This is a genomic window from Oceanobacillus indicireducens, assembly GCF_014647195.1.
Taxonomy (GTDB): Bacteria; Bacillota; Bacilli; order Bacillales; family Amphibacillaceae; genus Oceanobacillus; species Oceanobacillus indicireducens.
On the sequence record NZ_BMOS01000028.1, the window covers coordinates 1 to 17,350 of the forward strand.

Annotated in this window: 14 protein-coding genes, 1 pseudogene and 1 riboswitch; of the genes and pseudogenes, 12 read left to right on the forward strand and 3 right to left on the reverse strand. The window is 38.2% G+C overall.

Translation table 11 applies throughout. The features are described 5' to 3' along the window. Positions 1-70: 70 nt before the first annotated feature. The 8 genes and pseudogenes from IEX94_RS15190 (at position 71) to IEX94_RS15225 (ending at position 10,187) form a co-directional block, all read left to right on the forward strand. Positions 71-505, forward strand: coding sequence for a PH domain-containing protein (locus IEX94_RS15190; RefSeq protein ID WP_188858645.1), 435 nt, complete (start codon positions 71-73; stop codon positions 503-505). Between the two features lie 479 nt (positions 506-984). Further along, the gene (locus tag IEX94_RS15195) at positions 985-1,839 is read left to right on the forward strand and encodes a 3D domain-containing protein (RefSeq protein ID WP_188858647.1); all 855 of its coding nucleotides are present in this window, start codon (positions 985-987) and stop codon (positions 1,837-1,839) included. A gap of 271 nt (positions 1,840-2,110) precedes the next feature. Further along, a pseudogene (locus IEX94_RS15200) lies at positions 2,111-2,976 on the forward strand (LysR substrate-binding domain-containing protein). A gap of 236 nt (positions 2,977-3,212) precedes the next feature. Continuing rightward, a complete protein-coding gene (locus tag IEX94_RS15205) occupies positions 3,213-3,626 on the forward strand; it encodes a GlcG/HbpS family heme-binding protein (protein ID WP_188858649.1) in 414 nt (137 codons plus the stop codon). A gap of 770 nt (positions 3,627-4,396) precedes the next feature. Continuing rightward, a complete protein-coding gene (locus tag IEX94_RS15210; RefSeq protein WP_229782744.1) occupies positions 4,397-6,511 on the forward strand; it encodes a tetratricopeptide repeat protein in 2,115 nt (704 codons plus the stop codon). A gap of 527 nt (positions 6,512-7,038) precedes the next feature. Then, positions 7,039-7,710: a YczE/YyaS/YitT family protein gene (locus IEX94_RS15215; RefSeq protein ID WP_188858651.1), complete on the forward strand. Its 672-nt coding sequence runs from the start codon at positions 7,039-7,041 to the stop codon at positions 7,708-7,710. Positions 7,711-7,843: 133 nt separating this feature from the next. Further along, positions 7,844-9,259, forward strand: coding sequence for a hypothetical protein (locus IEX94_RS15220; protein ID WP_188858653.1), 1,416 nt, complete (start codon positions 7,844-7,846; stop codon positions 9,257-9,259). A 325-nt stretch (positions 9,260-9,584) separates the two neighbouring features. After that, complete coding sequence (locus tag IEX94_RS15225) at positions 9,585-10,187, forward strand: DUF421 domain-containing protein (protein ID WP_188858655.1); 603 nt, start codon at positions 9,585-9,587, stop codon at positions 10,185-10,187. A gap of 215 nt (positions 10,188-10,402) precedes the next feature. On the opposite strand, the gene IEX94_RS15230 is transcribed toward IEX94_RS15225, so the two are convergent. Beyond that, a complete protein-coding gene (locus tag IEX94_RS15230) occupies positions 10,403-11,830 on the reverse strand; it encodes an amidase (protein ID WP_188858657.1) in 1,428 nt (475 codons plus the stop codon). Positions 11,831-11,953: 123 nt separating this feature from the next. Between IEX94_RS15230 and IEX94_RS15235 the strand changes: the two genes are divergently transcribed. From IEX94_RS15235 to IEX94_RS15250, 4 genes are all read left to right on the forward strand, one after another. Beyond that, positions 11,954-13,420 carry a sodium:solute symporter family protein gene (locus IEX94_RS15235; RefSeq protein ID WP_188858659.1) on the forward strand — a complete coding sequence of 489 codons (1,467 nt, stop codon included), beginning with the start codon at positions 11,954-11,956 and terminating at the stop codon, positions 13,418-13,420. Positions 13,421-13,872: 452 nt separating this feature from the next. Next, complete coding sequence (locus tag IEX94_RS15240; RefSeq protein ID WP_156855695.1) at positions 13,873-14,142, forward strand: holin; 270 nt, start codon at positions 13,873-13,875, stop codon at positions 14,140-14,142. A 120-nt stretch (positions 14,143-14,262) separates the two neighbouring features. Further along, positions 14,263-15,285: a DUF3231 family protein gene (locus tag IEX94_RS15245; RefSeq protein WP_188858661.1), complete on the forward strand. Its 1,023-nt coding sequence runs from the start codon at positions 14,263-14,265 to the stop codon at positions 15,283-15,285. A 37-nt stretch (positions 15,286-15,322) separates the two neighbouring features. Further along, positions 15,323-15,793 (forward strand): hypothetical protein, encoded by a 471-nt coding sequence (locus IEX94_RS15250; protein ID WP_156855697.1) that lies wholly within the window; start codon positions 15,323-15,325, stop codon positions 15,791-15,793. A gap of 728 nt (positions 15,794-16,521) precedes the next feature. Here IEX94_RS15250 and IEX94_RS15255 read toward each other — a convergent pair. Together IEX94_RS15255 and IEX94_RS15260 are read right to left on the reverse strand one after the other, a co-directional pair. Further along, complete coding sequence (locus IEX94_RS15255; RefSeq protein WP_156855698.1) at positions 16,522-16,836, reverse strand: DMT family transporter; 315 nt, start codon at positions 16,834-16,836, stop codon at positions 16,522-16,524. Next, entirely contained in the window at positions 16,836-17,177 is a 342-nt protein-coding gene (locus IEX94_RS15260; protein ID WP_156855699.1) for a DMT family transporter, read from the reverse strand. The genes IEX94_RS15255 and IEX94_RS15260 overlap by 1 nt, the downstream gene beginning before the upstream one ends. Positions 17,178-17,247: 70 nt before the next feature. Next, positions 17,248-17,343: riboswitch (guanidine-I (ykkC/yxkD leader) on the reverse strand. Positions 17,344-17,350: the final 7 nt, after the last annotated feature.

Sequence of the window (17,350 nt, forward strand, 5' to 3'; positions counted from 1 at the left end):
TTGTATAAAATTTAACTTAGATGTGTCCATGAAACTATACTAGCATCAATTAGATCGGAGGGTATAACTTTTGAAGTTCAAAGCAAACAAAGACTTAGCTTATCGAATAATAATTTGGGGATCAGCACTGTTATTCTTAGGACTATCACTTGGACTATTCATACCGATTTACCATAAAGCAGGACTCGCCGCAAGTTTAATCTTTTCTTTGATATTTGGGATTTTCGCCATTGTTATTTTATGGTTTTGGTACCGAACATTTTACTTTGTAACAAATGATTATTTAATTATTCATATTGGCTCATTTAAACGCCGAATTGAGCTCGAAACCATTAAAAAAATCGAAAAAACTAATACTCAATTAGCCTCAGCTGCTCTTTCCAAAGAACGTTATTACGTATACTATGGTTCCAGTGATTTTACAATCATCACTCCAGAAAATATGGACCAGTTTATACAAGTGATCAATGAACGAAAGGACGAACCGGTAGAGTTTCTGAAATAGAATGTGTACATTCATTTCCAGTGATTAGACCTGTATTTCCGAATAGATGATTCCACGGTGAAGGAACACTATGAAAAGGTTAAGCCGCAATTATTTCATGCGGCTTAATCTTTTTTTGGTAAGGTCGGCTAGCAATAGTATTTGTCTGTTTAATTCAATGATTCTGTAATTTCGATAATGTATGCCTCTCTCTAAAGCTGTGAAGAAACTGAGTTTCCTCCCCATAGATATGCGTTTTGATATACCCATAGTTCGCCGTTAGTGGTAAACTACGATTAAATGCGTGACATATCCTAAGAGTGAAGGATAGAGATGGTTCTTATATGTTTAAAAAAAGAAAATAGAACTAATTGATAAATATTTATCCAATTTTTAATATATTGTGACTATTTGTAATAACCTCTTAAACGAGCTGTAACCACAGACGTGTCCCCCTGTGCTAGGATTAGACTTAATCAATAACAAAAGGGGGACTACTAATGAAAAAGTTAGTATCCGTATTGATAGGGCTGGTTATTATAGGGATTGCTGCGACTTCAGTGTCAGCAGCTGATTATGAGGTACAAAAGGGAGACAGTCTTTGGAAAATAGCGAATGAAAATAATACAACTGTTGAAATATTGATGGAAATAAATGGACTCAAATCGTCATTAATTCATCCGAAACAAGTATTGAAACTCGGAGTAGAGACGGAGGCGGAGTTTTATATTGTACAAGAGGGAGATACCCTGACACATATTAGTAATTCCTATAGTGATGATGTAACGGTCGATAAACTGAGGGAATGGAATAATCTAACCTCCGACCTAATTATAACGGGACAGCGTTTAAATGTGAATGGTGTGGGAGTTGAACCAACAGTAAGTGAAGAGTCGGAGCAAACAGCAGATGAACCGGAAGTTGAGACAGGTACTGACGCAAATGAAGAGCATCAAGAGGCAGTGGAAGAGAGTCAGGATTCAGCGGAAGAGAGTCAAGAGGCTGTAGAAGAGCAAGTTGAATCGGCCAACAAGGTTGAGGAAACAACAACCGGGGAAGTTAGAGGAGAAACATTTGCTGTTGAAGCAACCGCCTATACTGCAGGCTGTTCCGGCTGTTCTGGTGTTACTGCAACTGGAATTAATCTGAATAACGACCCTTATGCAAAAGTTATTGCTGTAGATCCTAATGTTATTCCGCTAGGTACACAAGTCTATGTAGAAGGCTATGGATATGCTGTGGCAGGTGATACAGGTGGAGCCATCAAAGGAAATAAAATAGATGTACATCTCCCAACAAAAGAAGAAGCATACAACTGGGGAAGAAAAACAGTAAACATCACGCTTATAGAGTGATAAGGAAGCTTATTTTTATAAGAACTTAATCTGTCTTTATTATATAGTTTATAAGTTCCTTGTCTCAGGTTCTTCATTCTTTCTTATCTCCTATGTCTGATAATTGTAATTTGTCTAAAACTAGGAAGTGCTATAAAATGGAAGTAAATCATGTATAACGATTTATAATGACAGATGCCATCACAAATACTGAGCGGTAGAGTAGACAAGGAGGGAAAGAATGGAAATTAAAGACTTGCTAATTTTTTAAAGTGTTGCTCGTAATGGAAGTATTAGTAAAGCTGCAGATGAACTTAATTATGTACAATCTCATATCACTTCTCGAATTAAGTCATTAGAATTAAGTTTGAAAACACGACTATTTGATCGTCATAGTAAAGGAACGACATTAAATTCGGAAGGAAAGAGGCTTTTAGTCCATTCAGAGAAGATTTTACACATGATAGAAGAGATGAAGAAAGAATTTCAAGAATGTAGCAATCCCTCAGGTACTCTCGAGATTGGGACTGTTGAGACCGTCACGAAGCTACCGATGATTTTATCCAACTTTCATAAAAATTATCCCAATGTGGAGTTAACACTAAAAACGGGTGTTAACAATGATTTAATAAATGATATTTTGAATCGCAAATTAGACGGTGCCTTTGTTACAGGATTTGGGAGGCACCCCGATATTGAGCAGATTGAAGTTTTTAAGGAAGAACTCGTTTTAATAGCAGATAACAAAGAAGTTAGTTATAGCAGTTTGAAAAATAGGCCAATGCTTGTTTTTAGTAAGGGATGCAGTTATCGAGCGCGGCTGGAGAATTGGTTACATGATAGCGGAATTGTGAATGCTAAAGTAATGGAATTTGGAACATTGGAAACGATTCTGGAAAGTGTGATAGCTGGGCTTGGGATCAGTCTTGTACCCAAATCCACTGTTCGTTATTTAAAGTAGCTGGGGATGTTCGGTGTTACCCAGTACCTAAAAAATATAGTGAGATATCAACTGTCTTCATTAGACAGGCAGATACGTATTTAACAAAAACGCTGCAAAAGTTTATTGATACCATTCATATATTAGAAAATGAAATTCCCCGTCCGTTCGTTAATCCAAATGTAGATATCTCGGCAATTAAAGAATATTCCGTTTGAAGGCAACTTTGTTCTTTTTATCATATAAAAAACATACATCAGTGGGTGTTTTCATACCCACTGTTTTTTTTATAACTTTTTACAGTCCTATTTCTAATTTAAAAGAATGATATCAGTTTTACAGATGAAGGAATATCAATATTAGCTATTTTACGGAAGGGAAAGTAACTTTTATACTAAGGATGGAGATGATTTTTATAAAATTCCTACAATAAGGGGCGGGAGGAGTGTAGTACATGACGAAAATGAATCTTGAGTTAGCAAAGCAACTTATCGAAGGTGCCGAGAAAAAAGCAGCAGAACTTGGAATACAAATGGTTATCTCTGTTGTGGATGAGGGTGGAAATCTTATCGCAGTACATCGTATGGATGATGCCTGGTTGGCTAGCGTTGACATCGCACAAAATAAAGTGTGGACTTCTGTTGCTTTAAAAATGCCAACATCCAATTTAGCTGAAGCGACTGTTCCGCACGCTGAACTCTATGGATTAAACACGACAAATAATGGGCGGTTAGTTCTCTTTGGCGGAGGCATCCCCTTAGTTGAAAATGATAAAGTGATTGGGGCTGTTGGTGCAAGTGGAAGTGCTGTTGAGCATGATATCCAAGTTGCACAAGCAGCAGTTGATGTTTTTGAAAACTTGAAGTAAGATGAGCGGTCAGAGCACTTGTCTTATCCAAGCGAGGCTTTGAAGTTATGGGATTAGTTCCTTGCTGTTGCTAAAGTCTTAGCATGGGAGGGGACTGATCCTTTTTTATTGTTCAAACCGAAGTTTCAACCTTAATGCAGAGCAGTCAAAATAACACCGAACGATACGTTTTTCCAGGAATAGCGTAACAGTGCAGGTATGGAACCTCAAGCCGTAAGTTATTAAGGTGACCCTAAGAAGCGTGCTGTTGGTGGCTGGGTTTCCACTAATCCAAAGAAACCGCTAGGAAACTAATTTCTTGAAAAAGCTTTATCTGCTATAATAAATTAATTGAACAAATATTAAAGATGAAGGATAAGTTTTTTCTGCTGTATATTAAAAGAATGATATAGATGACCAAGGCATATATTTACCGTTGGCTATTCTTTTTTATGCTGAAAATGGGTAGATAAATTAAAACAATTTAGGGGGGTAGATAAGGAGCGCTAACAACCTAATTTATTCAATTAACACTCCGTGGGAAAAGAGCAAAAACTCCCACTGAATGAGGTTTTATTTTATCGTAATTATGGAGCGCTATTTCTAGAGCGATAGGAATGGCGCTCTAGTCATAATTTTTGCGCTGTTAGAAGCGGACCAGATGGGGGTAATTATTCTTTAATGAGGATAAGATTTGTGCCCTTTATCATCCTATAGTAAACTTTGGTGATTGATACGTGAATGGATGAATAGTATAAGTTATGTATCCGAAGAAAGGAATGATCGTAACGATGGAGAATAAATTAATTATGAAATCCTATTATCAAACGATTATAGATGAAAATGAAAATGAGCACCCAATCAAGATACTGGGTGAGATGTATATGGAAGAAATGAAGAAGGAACAGCCTGAACTGTCTGCAATCCGTTTTGCTCAAGGAGAAGTTTATTTCTTGAATCAAGATTATGAAGCTGCGATTTATAAGTGGCAGCACCCTTTAGACAAATCCTTAATACCATGGGGACAGAAAAATATAGCAGATGCGCACATGGAAATGGGGTTATTGGAGTACGCAGAGAAGTTTTATAAGGAAGTGGAGACGGATTCCGTTACATTAAAAACAGAAGTCATGCTGCAACTTTTCTCGCTGTATATCCAACAAGACCAAATGGAAAAGTCCGTTGATATCATTAAAAAAGCGGTTCAATTGAATCCAGATTATGCTGATGTAACAGAAATAGCAAAGCGTTATTTTGAGAGTATCAAAGATTGGGATAGTGCAATCGAACTTGCAGTTAATGAAGCAATCCGGACGGAATCTCTGTCCTGGTTTGAGGTATTAGAAGGGTATGCCAACCTTGGCGTCACATCTAACCATGATCCTGCTTATTTCAATAACGTGTTAGTTACATTATACTCTATTGATAAATATCATTTTGAACGTTTGACGGATGGATTATGGAGGAGCTTTAAGCAAAGCGAGTATTATTTTCGTTGGCTAGAAGAGGTGAACCAGCTTCTCTTGTACCAAAACATGGAAGCCTCTTACAACTGGAGGAAACTACCAAGTCTATTTAAAGAAGGGTACTATTATTTAATTAGTGGTAGATTTTTAATAGATGATGTTTCAAATTTAGTGCAAGATCATTTAACGAATTGGTTAGCGGTATCTTCGACTTCCGATCGTCTCATCTCTTCGGCCGCAATACTAGCCTGGAATGAGCTTTTCCCTTCAGCGATGGATACATCATTGATTCAGGAAGCAGAACAAGCGTTTAAAAATGCAAGTCCGGATCAAAGTGGCAAAGAAGAAGGAATAAAGCTTTTGGATTCTATTAAAGTGTGGGCGGAGAAAGAAGGTTTACTAGAAGGGTTAACAGAATTTATGGGATCTAGGCTAGATGAATATAAAATAGAAGAGGTAGGCCCAACAAGGATTCGAGAAGTTATTAAAGATGCATTAGCATACATTTCAGACCAGCAGGCAGAGCTCGAGAATGTTATTTTGCGGGAAATTGATTGGAGTGAGGAGGTCTTAACAGAACTGCATGATTTCCATCAAGAGATACTTGATGTGGAGAAAGATAAGGCCAACATCATGATAAGTTCGTTCCGTGATTTAAAGAATAAATTAATGGAGAAAGCGCAAGTTAAACTACCTGAGTTACTCAAGAACTGTTCCGATTTAGTGAAAGAGGACAGCGACTTTTCCAAACTTCATCTTGTATTGAATGAAGAAATGAATAACCGGATGGCACAGTACATGGAAAAGGAAGTCTTAGCCGAATTTAAATCTGTGACAGAGGAATGGTTAGATACTTGCGAAAGAGAGTTTCAAGAAAGCCAGATGCTATTTGATGAAGTGAGTGAAAATATAAACCAGCAATTTAAACAAGAGAAAGTTGTATTGTCAGGTGACTTTAAAATATTGGATGACTGGAAGCGGGATATCGAGCGGATATCAAGGGGATTATTACGCTTTGAAGAAGTAAATATTTTGTTGCGGAATAATCCTTCCCAGTTGTTATTAAAAGGAGCTGGAAAACTGTTAGCTCCCCTGTCAAAAAATAAAGAGATGCTCCTCGGGAGGTATAGGGACTATATCGAGAATGCTGATTACAGTGAAGTCGCGGAGGAAATGACAAAAACATTTACCCAGCAATTACAGTTTTTTGAGGAATCCATCGGATGGGATGTAAACAAGTTTTTCTTCAATCCACAGGAAGAGCTCCATCGTATAATAGAGGAAGTACAAGCAGCTATTGAAGAAAAGAACGGTTCTTTAAATGAGATGCGTGAACAACCTGAAATCTATCAAGATCCTCTTTTCTTGTTCGAGTTAAAACTGCGGCATTATGATTTAATGAATGGGATAGATACGATGAGTTATATTGGGGGTTATTAGGGGGGCTTTAAGCGGGTTTGAGTTTCTCTTATGTAGTGGAAAAAGCGCTAAGCTAGAACAGACAATAGCTATTGGAAGCTAACTTCCAATAGCTATTTGCTTTTCACTGCTAGTGGTTTTAAATGATGCAATTGCAGGCTCAGTGTACGCAAACCGTACCATCATATCTGTTTATTTCATCTTTCTTCACTGCAATAATCATCAAATCAAATGTTTTATAAGTATAATTAACACTTTTGCTATTTTCAATTTACTCCCCCTCGTAAAGTAACTTATTTTTAGGAAGGAACTTTTTTAACCACTTTAATTGATAACTACACATAGTTCAATAAGATTGTAGCTTAATAATTTAAGAAAAACAAATAAAATTGTAATTTTCCCAAAATAGGAAAGCTGGATGTTTACGGTTCAATTAACCACTTACCAAGCAACTAATTTCTCGTAAAAAGCTTTATTAGCTATAATAGATTAGTTGAATAAATATTAATGCAGATTTTTGCCGTATCTAAATAGAAAGAAGGATGTAGATGAAAAAAGCTTTTGTTTACCGCTGGGTTTTCTTTTTTATCGGAATTATGCTGCTAGGTCTCGGAGTATCGTTAACCATCAAAGGTCAGCGGTTTGGTGTGGGCTCTTGGGATGTGTTGCATATTGGTCTATTTCAAAATCTCGGGTTATCGATTGGCATGTGGTCCATTATCGCAGGGATTATCGTAATTACGATTGCTTCTATTGGTTTACGTGAATTTCCAAAACTAGGTACCTTTTTAAATATGGTTTCGGTCGGTTTATTTATCGATTTTTTTAATTGGCTGATTCCCGATCCACATACATTTACGCTGCAACTGGTCAGTTTTATTCTCGGCATTTTATTATTAGGTAGTGGTTCGGGTATTTATATTTCAGCAAATTTAGGAGCAGGTCCGCGAGATAGTCTGATGCTGCTCATTGTTAAAAAGTTTAAATTAAGTATACGAGTTGCACGTACGATGATGGAAGTCAGTGTTGCGGTCGCTGGATTTTTATTAGGCGGACCGATTGGTGTCGGTACTGTAGTTATGGTCTTTGCACTTGGCCCGGTGATGCAGGTGGCATTAGGAAACAGTAAAAAAATATTAGACAATTTGATTGCGGAGAAGCAGGTTTCTAATTATTCAAGAAGCAGAGATGGCTTAACATCTAACGATAATGCTGTTTAAATCATCGTCTCTCCCTAGAAGACATGTCAATTCTATACACATATTGAACGTGATGAATACAAGGAAGTTTCCAGGAGCATTTCCTCATATTCTTGCATAGGCTATTGCATGTTATATGAGAGGATGTGTGCATTTGGAATTGACCATTTCTCATTTATTATACGGCTTGTTTACGCTTTTGATTATTATGACGATGATTTTCCGCAAAGGTGTTGTGTTACTAACCTTACTCGGAACATTTGTCATTGCATGGGTGTATAAAGGGGATATTATCAGCGGATTTACTTCCATTTTCAATGCGAATTTAGTTGCTGCACAGGAGTTATTTAGTATATTTTTAATTATTACGTTTATGTTGGCGCTCCTTCATTCTTTACGTGATTTAGGTGCGGATAAGCGAATGATCCAGCCCATCCAGAGATTTATGGTGAACGGACATATTTCTTTTTTCGTATTGGTAGGAGTTACGTATATTATATCCTTGTTCTTTTGGCCGACACCTGCTGTACCATTAATATGTGCGTTACTTGTACCAGCTGCTGTGCGGGCGGGATTACCAGCTATGATAGCTGCAGTTGCGATTGCGCTTGCTGGGCAGGGAATGGCATTATCATCAGATTATGTTGTGCAAGTGGCGCCGGGTCTATCGGCAGCATCTGCTGGCATCGATGCTGAGTCTGTAGCCGATAAAGCGCTTGTCATGTCATTGATTGCTGGTGGTGTAGCAATTCTTTTAGCCTATCTATTTTACCGGAAATCCATCCGTTCCAAAGATGATCCGCTAAACGAAGTGGACTTACAAACATTACAAACCTCCGAAACCTCTACAAATAAAGTAAGAACAACTCATTTGACTACTTGGAGCAAGATTTTTGCAATTTTAGTCCCTTTATCCCTTCTTATTGTTGTTATATATATGATGTACAATAAGCTTTTTTCAAGAAGCAGTGAATTGGTCGGGGGAGATGGCGCTGCATTTATTGGTGGCGTTGCGGTAATACTTTTATTGTTATCGACCGTTGCTTTTGGAAAGCATCATGCCCTGGACTATATTAGTAATCATATTACGGAAGGCTTTGTATTTGCTTTTAAAGCAATGGGCCCGGTTATTCCAATTGCAGGCTTTTTCTTTTTAGGCAGCCCTGACTTTTCTGGTAATATTTTAGGCGTAGAAGAAGGGCCTGCATTATTGTTTGACCTTGTTACTTCTACACAGGAATACTTACCGCAGAGTGCACTGCTCGCAGGATTAAGTATGTTGATTATTGGGATCATCACAGGACTCGATGGCTCAGGTTTCTCTGGCTTGCCACTTACGGGAGCTCTTGCAGCTTCACTGGAAACAAGTTCGATTGACGTGTCAACATTAGCGGCAATTGGACAAATGGGTGCAATATGGACAGGTGGAGGAACGATTATCGCATGGTCGTCCTTGATTGCAATTGCAGGCTTCTGTGGAGTGTCTGTCATGGATCTCGTTCGTAAAAACTTTTTCCCTGTCATTATTGGTTTAATTGTGATGACTTTTATTGCAGTATTTTTTCTATAATTGCTTATTAAACAATCGGAATAACGAATTTAAGAAAGCATCAATCTTTTGATTATCAGGGGATTGGTGCTTTTTCTTATGGTATAGGAGAATATAAAATACAAGGGTAGTATTATCTTAAATATTTAACAGTCCGGTGCGGACCTGAACAATAAGGACAACTATTATAATTTAAACGGATGATTTGGTCATGTTCGGGCAAAATGAAGATGGAGAAAGGTTGACGAAACTTTAATAAACATTGTTGCGTTTCCGAATGACTACTGAGGCAATAATAAACAGCCATTTTACCCTTGGAAATTCGTAAAGGAGGTCACCCTGTGATATGAGTTTCTTGTTAAGAGCTTTTATCATTTTGATTGTCGGATATTTTTTAATGAGATTCGTTGGTAAGAAGACGGCAAGTGAAATGACTGGTATTGAAATTATTACGCTTTTGGCAATGGCTTCTATGATTGGACATGGGGTGGGGGAGGATGGATTATGGAAAACAATTTTGGTTTTATGTTTATTCATTGCTCTATTGATCACTGTCCAATTTCTTTCGGTAAAATTTGATTTTGCAGAAAAGTGGATAATGGGTAAAGCAATACTAGTTATACAAAACGGACAAGTTTTAAGTAGGAATTTAAAAAAGCTGCGTATGTCCGTTGACCAATTAGAATCTAAATTAAGAGAACAGGGGATATCTTCCATAACCGATGTGAAAACTTGTACAATAGAAATTAGTGGTCAATTAGGCTATGAATTAGTGGATGAAGCAAAGCCTGTTACATTTAGGGACCTGCAATCCTTAGCAGCGCAACAACAATTGCCGCCACTTCTTCATCGCCCGAACAATCCAAATGATAATCTTTTCAATGAAGTGATTCAACAGGAAAATAAAAATCAAAAAGACTTAAGCCTGGATCGTCGAGAATTAAAATAAACTAATGTATTAACATGAAAAAAGAATCTATTTGTTAAAAGTAATTATGAAAGCAGTGAGCAAAGCGATATACTCACTGCTTTTTGTGTTTTTAAATTTCATGAATGGAAAAGATGACACATTACGTGTGGAAAATACGGCGGTTAGTAGTTTATCGGATCCATGCTTTTGTATCTTCAGGGCTTAAAAATTGGATCAGGAATGGGGACGACTGTTTATAAAGACAACATAATAGAATGACGTTTTTTATTGATTTCTTGGGAGATTTCCTGCTCCAACGCAAAGCCGAATTGATACAAAGTTGCTTCGTCAAATTCTTTTCCTATAAGCTGTACTCCGATAGGAAGGCTGTCTTTTGAAAAGCCGCATGGAACAGTTAAGCTAGGGAACCCATTCAAATTAGTCGGGGACGTGAGTTTCGTAATAGTTGAGCGGATATGATTCCCATACCTGTTCGTAATTGTTACATCTCTACTTCCAATATCGGGTGGTAAAATAGACATGGTAGGCGTGAGTAAAATATCACAATCGTCTAGTGCCTCGTTGAATTCCTTTTTCGCTAATTCTCTATTTTGGAGTGCACGGGCGAATTCAAAGCCTTTTGTTAGAAGGCCTGTTTGTAATCTTTCTTTGACTTCCTCATCCCAAAGGTCCGGATATTCCTTAAGGTTATTCTCATGAACAGTGTAGGCTTCCGTTCGCAGAATTATCCGTTGTGCCTCTAAACTTCTCTCACTGATGGAAAGTTTAATTTGTCTTATTTCCGCTCCTAACATTTCAAATGTGTGAATCACGTTTTTGATGGCAGATTGAATTTCTTCATCAATATCTTCGTAATAATAAGCTGTGGGGATACCGATTATTTTTCCTTTCATATCTTTCCCTAATAGGCGAGTGTAATCTTCTTTTTTCCGTCGAATAGACTTGGGATCCTCTCGGTCGTACGCAACCATCTCATTTAATAGCAAAGCATTATCAATTACAGATCTTGTCAGTGGTCCAACATGATCAAGTGACCAAGAAAGGGGATAGACACCCCGATTACTAATACTTCCAAATGTCGGTTTCATGCCTACAATTCCGCAAAAAGATGCTGGAACCCGGACGGAACCACCTGTATCGGTTCCTAAGGCGCCGAAACATAGATATGCTGACACGGCAGCAGCTGATCCCCCACTGGATCCGCCTGTCATTTTCTTTATATTATAAGGATTGTGTGCCGGTCCAACATGAGAACGGTCTCCAGTCGGACCAAAGGCAAATTGATGTGTATTATTTTTACCGATTATAATGGCACCTGCTTTGATTAATCTATTAATTACGAAAGCATTTTCTTTTGGTGAGAAATTCCTATATATTTCGGAACCCATCGTTGTTTTAATCCCTTTTGTAAAGATATTATCTTTAATCCCAATAGGTATGCCATGCAGAGGTCCTTTATAGTTGCCTTGCTTGATTTCTTTTTCCATCTCATTTGCATCTTTAAGAGCCTTGTCCTCATTCACTGTAATATAAGCATTTAATGAAGGGTCTGTTTTTTTAATTCGGTCAATTGTGCTTTTAACGAGTTGTACTGGAGAGATTTCACCCTTCTTTATTTGTTTTGCCAGACTGTGGATCTCCTTAGATAAAAAATCATTCATAAAACCTTCCCCCTTTTGATATGTTGATAGTACAAACACTTTATGCTCTAGGAATTGTATTATTGCCTATTAAAGTCAATTAAAAATTATTTCGGAAATATTATGGTCAGTAGGAGTGAAACGATGTTATCAACATGGTTCTGGATTCAATTAATTATTTTTATTTTAGTTATGGCTATAGTTATCGTCGTTGCGACGAAAAGGACGAAAACAATTGATGACTTTGCCATAAGTGGAGCAAATTTAGGGCCTGTTGTATTAGGCTTATCCTTCGCTGCAACGGTAATGAGTGCTGCGACATTTATGGGGTATCCAGGATATTCGCATGCCTGGGGTTTCAGTAATTTATGGCTTTATTTATCGTTATCTGTAGCAACTCCCATCGGCTTTCTTACAGTTGGAAAAATGGTCAGAAAAGTTAATACAAAGCAACGTTCCTTATCCCTTCCCGACTGGCTTGGAGACTATTATAACAGTGACTTTCTAAGGGTTGGCTCCGGACTTATCATGTTATTTAATCTATTTTATATCGCTGCTCAATTCTCCGCAGGTGCACAAATTTTCGAGAAAATTGTGGGGACTAGTTATGGCATCGGACTAGTTATTATTGCTGTTATTGTTATAGCGTATGTGTTCGTAGGGGGTTCCTATGCCGACGTTTATACGGATGCCATCCAAGCGATGTTAATGATTATAGTTGCTGTAATTGTATTTATTTCCGGTATTGTTATATTCGGTGACGGAAATATTAATGCGGCTTTTTCTAACATTACCGAGAACTTCAAAGAACAAGACGGGAATTTATTAAAGGTTTTCAATCCAGAATCGAATTACTATGCCTTTTCAGCAGTGCTAGGTTTATTTATCATTCAATTTGCTTTTGCATCTCAGCCACAACTATTCAACAAAGTCTTATCACTTAAAAAACCTAGTGATTTACGAAAAATGTTTATTGTTTATATTATTGCTACGGTGCTTTGCTTACTTGTTTTATTCGGTGGTTTCTATAGTCGTGTTGCTGTACCAGAGTTGCAAAATGCTGACCTAGGTTTACTTGCTTATGTAGAGTGGAGCATGCCGGCGTTTTTAGGAGCATTAGTTGTAGTTACGATTTTGGCTGCTGCCCTATCAACAACAGACGGATTATTCGTCGTCATGTCTACTGTATTTGCGAATGACATTTATAGAAAATTTTTAGTTAAACGAGGAATTGTTAAAGTAACCGATGAACAGATGCAAAAGACGGCTATGAGTATTAGTCGCTGGGCTGTTATTGTTATTGGAATACTTGCCTGCTTTCTCGTATTAAGTCCGCCTCCATTTCTTGGCGACTTGATGTGGATTGGGATTTCCGGAGTTTCTGCGGGCACGCTTGGTCCAATTATGTACGCTGTTTTCAGCCGGAAAAAAGCCTCTCCACGTGCAGCAGAAGCGTCTATGGTTATTGGGCTTGTATCTTATTTAATGATCGTATTCACAGGAATTGAATCCAGTCCACTCGCAGCTGGAGGGTGGGCAACTTGTGTGGGGATTGCTGTAATGATCATTTTGGCTAATGTATTAAAGCGCCCAGATGATCAGACTGCGTAATTTTATCACGCATTGACGGTCTGTAATACCCCCACCTCTAAACATGAAGGAAGCCCAACATGTGAAGGTGGAGGAGATATACAGTCCGTAAATCCCGATCCTGTTCGACTAACATTCAGTGGAGACCCTCACTGAATGAAGTTTCACTTTATTTAATCGTAGGATACTGATTCGGAAGGGAGAATAATAATCAATGTGGATTAACCCAATGTTATCGATTTGGTTGTATATGGCTATAGGTGGCTTGATTGTACAAGGGATCATTTTATGGAAGTTTTATGGACCGGAAGATTAGGAAGATAGGAATGACAGAAGTTTAATAAAAGGTGTATTCTCTTATGATTAGGAGACACACCTTTTTAGTATATCAGCGAGCAATTAACTATCATCTATGTCAAATGCAGAGACATCTTTATTTTGCTTTTCATATAATGATGGTGAGGTGGTTAGCCATGGTAGAGATTCTTATGATGGGGACAATAATCGCTCCTGTTACAACAGGCATTGTTCAGGCATTAAAAGTTTCCAAAATAGTGCCTAAGCGGTATTTACCTTTAGCATCCATTTTTATTGGTGTTGCGCTTGGAGCGTCTGCAACATTTCTTGGAGCGGATCTTCTTGTCCGCAGCTGGGCTGGAGGAATTAGTGGACTTGCCGCCACAGGATTGTTTGAATTGAGTAAGAATGGAAGAGATATAAACGATCCAGAGGAAGAGGAGTAAACTCATTCATACTTACTTTGCTAAAGAGCGCGCTAATTAAAATGCGCGCTCTTTTATGTATCATTTTACATTATATGTGAAGAATAAAGGTGCTTGTAATTATTCGCTGGAGGTAATGTTATGACTAACTCTAATACACAACTAACATCATCTGAAATCGCAGCAATTTGGACATCCTACATGAATGACAGTATGAATCAATGTATATTAGAATATTTTTTAAAAGACGTTGAGGATTCGGAAATCCGATCACTTGTCCAACAGACTTATGATTTTATAAGTACACATGTTAATAAATTAGACCAACTTTTTATTATGGAGAAGCTCCCGCTGCCAGCTGGCTTTGGTAAGGAAGATGTCAATCTGAATGCACCGCGCTTATATACCGACGGGTTTATGCTTGAATATATTGGGCATTTGACTAGGGTTGGATTAGTTGCGTACAGTGGTTTTATCACCACAAGTGCCAGGAAAGATATTAAAACTATTTTTAAGGAAGGAATCACGGGAGTATTGGAGTTGTATGATAGGGCAACGGATATTTCCGTAGATAAAGGTTTATTTGTGCGGCCTCCATATATTCCTTATCCAACAAAAGCAGACATGATTGACAGCAAGAAATATTTTAGTGGAATGAATCCATTCAGTAATAAGCGACCACTAAATGCAGTGGAAATATCTTATCTTCATATGAACGTACGGACTAATATGATTGGAGGGAAGCTTGCAATAAGCTTTGCGCAAGTCTCTGCCGTTGAGAAGGTGCAGAACTGGATGCTTAGAGGGAGAGATATTACGAAAAAACATATTGGAATCTTTGCTAAGATACTTTCCGACAATGATTTGCTAGCACCTCTTTCATCAGATGTTTCCATAACGGATTCAACGATTCCCCCTTTCTCGGAAAAGTTAGGGATGTTCTTGTTCGCAGAGTTGTGTGCGTTAGGAATTGGAAATTATGCAACGGCTGCTGGAGCAAGTCAGCGGCATGATCTTATCGTGAATTATGAACGTTTATCCCTTGAAGTAGCACAATATGCGAAAGATGGAGCAGAGATTATGATTGAAAACGGATGGTTGGAGCAACCTCCAGGTACAGTGGATAAAGAGAAGCTTGCGAAAAGCAAAAACAAACATAATTAATATGCTATCAAACGTTTAATCTGTAGGATGTGAAAGGATGAAGCAATCACCGCTTGAAAAAATATTTTGGAGTATTGCTCTGCCGGGTTTTGGACAATTGTTGAATGGGAAAATCGTGAAAGGTCTTATCTTCATTACAGCTGAATTCATGATTAATGTGAAATCAAATTTGAATCAGGTGATCATTTATAGTTTCCGAGGAGAGATGCAAACGGCCATTGCGGAGACGAATTATCTTTGGCTTATGTTCTATCCATGTGTATATATGTTTGCCATTTGGGATGCTTATCGGGATGCAGGAGGAGCGAGGTCTCCTTACTCTTTTCTCCCATTTGTTTTCAGCGCATACTTCGGAACAATTGGATTAATCTACTCCTCCACCTTGAGAATATTCGGTGCGTTAATTGGTCCTGTTTTCTTGCCGATTATATTCTTATGTATCGGAACCTTTGTTGGACTTGCTATTGTATCGATCATCAAGCAGATGAGGAAAGTGGCTGGGACATAACAACACGGGCGCTTGCGCCTTTGTGTGGATTTAACTCATTTAGAATAGTTATGTCCTAGCCATTTCAGCTTTTTTTATGACTCAACTTTTGCACCCTGAAAATATTAAAGCAAATCATCCTAATTAAGCGCCCCTAACCGTTATTAATTAAAAAAGTCTTCTCAAAATGAATGAATGCTTTCATTCAACGTAAGTATCTTGCTGTCATTATTTTGGTGTCCTGATTACCGTTCAGTTGCCCGGTGGACGGATACTTTCCCAGTTAAGTAAGCTAATCATGCATATGGGAAAATAAAACCCAGTTGTTTTCCCGTTAAAGTAAGCTGAATATGCTGATGGGAGAATAACCCCAGGTTGTTTTCCAATTAAAGTAAGCTGAACATGCTGATGGGAGAAAAAACCCAGTTGTTTTCCCATTAAAGTAAGCTGAACAGATTGATGGGAGAATAAACCTCAGTAATTTTCCCATTAAAGTAAGGTGAGCATGCGAATGGGAAAATAAACCTCAGTAGTTTTCCCATTAGAGTAAGGTGAGCCCCTTTAGTGCTCAGCCCGAGGCGGTCTAAGAACGCTCTTGTATGTGGCAACGTCTGCATGAGCACATCCTATGCGTCGAGGCTCACAGCCCTCTGCGGAAAGCGAGAGGTGTCGGGACTGCGGACCTTTAGATAGCCAAGGAATACATAACTGTTTCAGACGGCAAATGTTGAGTTATGATTTATGAAGTTTTATGAAATCAGCTTCAAACCAACTGCACCACCTAGTACCATACTAATAAAAACAATCCTTCTCCAGTCCTTGGATTCTCCGTAAATTAACATACCTAAAATTGCTCCCCCGGAAGCGCCGATCCCTGTCCAAACTGCATAAGCTGTTCCCATCGGAAGCGTCCTCATGGCATATGCAAGAAAAATAAAACTAGCCCCAAATCCAAGAATCAACAAACCTAATGCTTTAAAGTTTCGGTCGATATGCAATTTATTGATCATAGCAACACCGAACATTTCAAATATACCTGCCAAAATTAACGAAGTCCATGCCATTAGGATTCACCGCCTTCCCTAACGTTATCCGGTGTCACTAATTTCAAACCAACGACACCTGCTAATAAAATAAGAATTAATATTACTTTCTCTAACCCGAATGGTTCTCCAAAGAATACTATCTCAGAAAAAACGGTTCCCGCTGTTCCTAAACCGACAAAAACCGCATAGACCGTACCAACCGGGAGTTTCCTTCCAGCCATAATCATTAAATAGAAGCTGATATAGATGGCGACAACCGTTCCAGCCCAAGTCCAAAAATCTTGTGCGTGTTTTAAACCAATCACCCAAAAAACTTCAAAGAAAGCAGCAATAATCACTTTCATCCATTCTTTATTCAATTGTATTGCACCTCCAAAATAAGAATTTCCGAAAAACAAAAAAGCCTGGGAGAAACTGTGAAAATACAGTATCTCCCAGGCTTTTATCCTTCCGTGGCACAGCAAAGCTGCGAGTTTTCTCTCGGTCTCAGACCAACAAAGTTGCGGAACCCTAGAAAACATTCAACTTATGC

Bases quoted from the DNA above. Each gene is read 5' to 3' on its own strand.
- IEX94_RS15195 (WP_188858647.1), top strand. From the start codon at position 985: ATGAAAAAGTTAGTATCCGTATTGATAGGGCTGGTTATTATAGGGATT.
- IEX94_RS15205 (WP_188858649.1), top strand. From the start codon at position 3,213: ATGACGAAAATGAATCTTGAGTTAGCAAAGCAACTTATCGAAGGTGCC.
- IEX94_RS15210 (WP_229782744.1), top strand. From the start codon at position 4,397: ATGGAGAATAAATTAATTATGAAATCCTATTATCAAACGATTATAGAT.
- IEX94_RS15215 (WP_188858651.1), top strand. From the start codon at position 7,039: ATGAAAAAAGCTTTTGTTTACCGCTGGGTTTTCTTTTTTATCGGAATT.
- IEX94_RS15225 (WP_188858655.1), top strand. From the start codon at position 9,585: ATGAGTTTCTTGTTAAGAGCTTTTATCATTTTGATTGTCGGATATTTT.
- IEX94_RS15230 (WP_188858657.1), bottom strand. From the start codon at position 11,830: ATGAATGATTTTTTATCTAAGGAGATCCACAGTCTGGCAAAACAAATA.
- IEX94_RS15235 (WP_188858659.1), top strand. From the start codon at position 11,954: ATGTTATCAACATGGTTCTGGATTCAATTAATTATTTTTATTTTAGTT.
- IEX94_RS15240 (WP_156855695.1), top strand. From the start codon at position 13,873: ATGGTAGAGATTCTTATGATGGGGACAATAATCGCTCCTGTTACAACA.
- IEX94_RS15245 (WP_188858661.1), top strand. From the start codon at position 14,263: ATGACTAACTCTAATACACAACTAACATCATCTGAAATCGCAGCAATT.
- IEX94_RS15250 (WP_156855697.1), top strand. From the start codon at position 15,323: ATGAAGCAATCACCGCTTGAAAAAATATTTTGGAGTATTGCTCTGCCG.
- IEX94_RS15255 (WP_156855698.1), bottom strand. From the start codon at position 16,836: ATGGCATGGACTTCGTTAATTTTGGCAGGTATATTTGAAATGTTCGGT.